The following is a 2813-nucleotide window of genomic DNA, read 5'->3' as shown; positions in this document are numbered from 1 at the left end:
GAGCGGAGGGGGTGAAGGTTGGGGTGGCGGGGTGGTAGGTAAGCGCCCCAAGTTCGGTCATTGCCAATGGTCAAGCGCTCGCCGTAAAGCGGAAATTCTAAACCGAAAATTGAGACTGCTGGAGGCCGGAAAATCGACGGGCCGGTTTAGGTGTCAAAACCGACCGGTTGTCACACGCCAGACTCCTGAAACGACCTCTGCCTTGACTCGTAAATCTACATATGTTTTTTCTGTCTCATGCGACGCAACCGGCGGCCATCGAAACAGATGCTCAAGCTTGTGGACGCATTGTCAGCGCGCGCGCCGCAATGGTGTCACGGCTATGACCTGATGAAGGAAACCGGCCTTCTCTCGGGTACGCTCTACCCGCTGCTGATGCGGATGTCCGATCAGGGCCTCGTGGAAGCCGAGTGGCGCGAGCCGACGCAGCCCGGCCGACCGGCGCGTCACGCCTATCGGCTGACGGCTCAGGGGCTCGCGTTCGCGCGGGCCGCCAGGGACGACGGCCGCCCTCTCAACTTCAAGGTTTCACCAGCATGACGTCGGTTGCCGCGCGCGCCCTGATGACACTCGCCCGCTGCTGTTTCGGCGAACACCGTCGGGATTGGGCACGGGCGATGGAGGTGGAATTCGACGCGGCGGCCGAAGACGGTAGGCCGCTCGGGTTCGCGATCGGATGTTTGATCGCGGCCTGGCGCGAGATGCCGACCCACGCAGAGGGGCGCTTCGCTCTGGCGAACCACGTCCTTGCCGTCGGCCTGATGGTTCCGATGGCGGCCTTGTTGATCACGGGCGTCCTGCTCGGCTTTCCCTTTCTGTCGCCGGATCATGTGGGAGTCCACGGATTGCTGGTGGCGAGCGGCGGGCCCGAGCCTTTATTGAACGAGGGCAACCGTGCGGCCGTGCCGTCACTGGCGGCTCTGGTGTTCTTGCTTGGCGTAGGGCACCTCCTGATGGCTTGGGTCATGCTGGACCGCGACTGGGCGCGCGTGATCGTTGTGGCCAAGCTGAACGCGGCCGCGGCGGTGACGCTCGTCGGCTTCATGGCCGTGCTCTTTCTCGACGACACCCGCGCGCTGGTACAGGCTGCGGCGTTAGGCATCGAACTGACGGCCGTCTGGATGCTGGCGCGGTGGCACCATCGCCTTCATCCAGGCACTGAAACGCTGTAGCGGTCGAATGCTGGCCAACCTGCAAGGCGTTCGAGCACTCGCCGCCATCGGCGTGGTCATATTCCATTTCGGGCTTATGCCTGCGACGGGCCTGCCGTTCACGGTCGGCGCATCCGGCGTCGATCTGTTTTTCGTGCTGAGCGGCTTCATCATCGCCCATAGCTCCTCGCGCGATCCGCGCTATTTCCTGACGCACCGCCTGATCCGGGTCGTCCCGGCCTACTGGATCGCTACCGTGATCGCCGTCCTGTTTGCGTTGCCGAACATCGGCATGACCGAAGCGTTCGGGTGGCTCATCCAGTCAATGCTCTACCTGCCTGGTCCGGGAGGACGGCCGGTGCTTATCTTCGTCGCGTGGACGCTTGTGTACGAGCTCGGCTTCTACGTCCTGTATTGGCTCGCGCTCCGCTTCGGCCCCCGCCACGCGCCAGTGATCAGCCTGGCTCTGCTGGGGATCCTGGCGCTGGTCCACCTGCCCGGTTTGCCGGGGCCGTGGCCTTTGTTGCTCGAGTTCGGTTTGGGCATCGCTGTTTACCTGCTGACCAACCGCTCCCATGTGCTGCGCTCCGTTCCGGGAAGCGCGGGGCTGCTCATCGCTGGCGTGGGCCTGGTCCTGTTGCTGACGCTCCCGCGCGTGACCGGCTACGATCCTGATGATTTTCAGGACATCGGACGCGTTCTGACCTGGGGCTTGCCGGCGGGGGCGATCATCCTCGGCCTCGTAATCGCCGAACATGGCGGGTTCGTCGTTCGGAGCAAACCGGTCCTCCTGCTGGGTGCCGCGTCGTACGCGATCTACCTGCTGCACCCGATCGCGATCGGGCAGCTGCTGCAGCTCCCGCCTAACCAGGTTCCGGTGTCGTGGCTCTACCTTGCTGGTGCCGTGGCCGTCACCGTCGCCCTTTCCCTGGTCTTTCATCTTTGGATCGAGGCACCTTTGCTGCGCTGGATGCGAAGCCAGTTGCCCGATCGGCGTTGGACCCGGCCGCATGGTTCGGCGGAAGCCCTCAACGGCTGACCATGATGATCCGCTCGACGCGCCATATTGGAATGCTGGCCATCCTGATCGCCATCACGGGGTGTGAAGGCCCGACCCGACCTCCGCCCCCTGCGATGCTGATTGACGGCCTGCCGGTGAGCGGAAGCCTGGCCACAGCCCGAAACGCGGGCTTCACCCGCTGCATCGCGTTCACGATCGACATGCGTTGCCGCAAGCAGGAGGTGATGATCGCGGGACACGGGCCTTACAGGGCGGCGGTCGATCTGGACGGCAGCGACGGCGGTGGCGGTTTTGACCGACTGACCTTGTGGCACGACCTGGACCAGACAGCCGTATTCGCGGTCGTCGACGCACTGGAACGGCGAGGCTGGAGGTCATGTTACCGAAATTCCACCAGAGGGGACTCGGGCGACCAGATCATCTACAGACGCCAAGGCGCGCCCGTCTGGTTTTCGATGGACATCAGCTACTGGGGCAAGCGTCGCCTTAGGGTCATTCCTGAATGGAACAAGCGGGTTCCACGGTGCTGACGTTTCTCATGGCCGTGCTTCGAGAATGCCAATGTCCAGTGTCAAAACCGGATAATTGTGAAACCGGCTCAAATGGCGGCTGCCGGCCAGACGATACACACAACCTGCCAG

At 63.5% G+C, this 2813-nt stretch carries 4 protein-coding genes; all 4 read left to right on the top strand.

Annotated features, from left to right (window positions below):
- The first annotated feature begins 267 nt into the window (after window positions 1-267).
- Genes AX709_RS13565 through AX709_RS13550 form a run of 4 tightly spaced genes read left to right on the top strand, consistent with a single transcriptional unit; the run spans window position 268 to window position 2702 of the window.
- Entirely contained in the window at window positions 268-540 is a 273-nt protein-coding gene (locus AX709_RS13565) for a PadR family transcriptional regulator (RefSeq protein ID WP_082731787.1), read from the top strand.
- Window positions 537-1172: a hypothetical protein gene (locus tag AX709_RS13560; protein ID WP_066550095.1), complete on the top strand. Its 636-nt coding sequence runs from the start codon at window positions 537-539 to the stop codon at window positions 1170-1172. The genes AX709_RS13565 and AX709_RS13560 overlap by 4 nt, the downstream gene beginning before the upstream one ends.
- A 7-nt stretch (window positions 1173-1179) precedes the next feature.
- A complete protein-coding gene (locus tag AX709_RS13555; RefSeq protein ID WP_066550092.1) occupies window positions 1180-2190 on the top strand; it encodes an acyltransferase family protein in 1011 nt (336 codons plus the stop codon).
- A gap of 5 nt (window positions 2191-2195) precedes the next feature.
- Window positions 2196-2702 carry a hypothetical protein gene (locus AX709_RS13550; protein ID WP_231727527.1) on the top strand — a complete coding sequence of 169 codons (507 nt, stop codon included), beginning with the start codon at window positions 2196-2198 and terminating at the stop codon, window positions 2700-2702.
- Window positions 2703-2813: the final 111 nt, after the last annotated feature.

The sequence above is a fragment of the Sphingomonas sp. CCH15-F11 genome (assembly GCF_001557005.1).
Lineage (GTDB): Bacteria > Pseudomonadota > Alphaproteobacteria > Sphingomonadales > Sphingomonadaceae > Sphingomonas.
This window is presented reverse-complemented; position numbering and strand designations above follow the sequence as displayed.